Source organism: Bartonella sp. AA86SXKL, from assembly GCF_042196885.1.
The window spans coordinates 1-704 of the sequence record NZ_JBHIRE010000338.1 but is presented as its reverse complement, the minus strand read 5'-3'; the positions used below and the strand labels follow the sequence as shown (position 1 = coordinate 704).

Annotated in this window: 1 protein-coding gene and 1 pseudogene; both read left to right on the top strand. The window is 36.5% G+C overall.

The window, feature by feature from the left end:
• On the top strand, window positions 1–528 hold a 528-nt coding region (locus ACFIO5_RS11885), incomplete at its 5' end, for a heme exporter protein CcmB (RefSeq protein WP_375705519.1).
• A gap of 46 nt (window positions 529–574) precedes the next feature.
• Window positions 575–704, top strand: a pseudogene (locus tag ACFIO5_RS11880) (heme transporter HemC); the annotation flags it as partial.

Below are 704 nucleotides of genomic sequence, written 5' to 3'. Positions count from 1 at the left end.
ATAGGTCCAGGTATATTATGGCTGGGAGCTCTTCTCGCAGGACTTCTTAATCTCAATAAGCTTTTTCAAACCGATCATGATGATGGAAATCTTGACCAATTCATCCTTTCTGGACAAAGACAAAGTTTTACACTGATCGTATTAACCAAATGCCTTGCCCATTGGGTAGGAACAATGCTTCCTCTTATTTTTGCCACTCCTTTTTTAGCATTCATGCTCCATTTAGATGCAATAATAACTTCTACAACAATACTCACTCTCTTATGTGGAACACCAGCTATTATTTTTATTGGCGCTATCGGAGCTGCTCTTGCAACATCATTGTTGCATAGTACTCTTCTCATTTTTATCATAATCTTACCGTGGATTATTCCAATCATGATTTTTGGCGTTTCCGCTGCTACAGCTCCAACAAACCCAAATGTCTCTTTTCTCACTTCTTTGACTCTTCTTATCGGTTTTTCACTTCTTTTGAGTCTTTTTAGCTCCTTTATTGCAGCTATAACACTCAAACTTTTATCAGAATAATAAAAGATGATTGCTGCACAACAAAACTCTGCCTATTATAAATTTCATGAATGAAACATTTCACACACATAAAATGAACACGCTTCCTGCAAGTTTTACCCGTTTCATGAAAATAAGCAGTGCCGTTTTGCCTTGGTTAATCGGTATAACATTGTGTCTTCTTATCTTAGGATTTA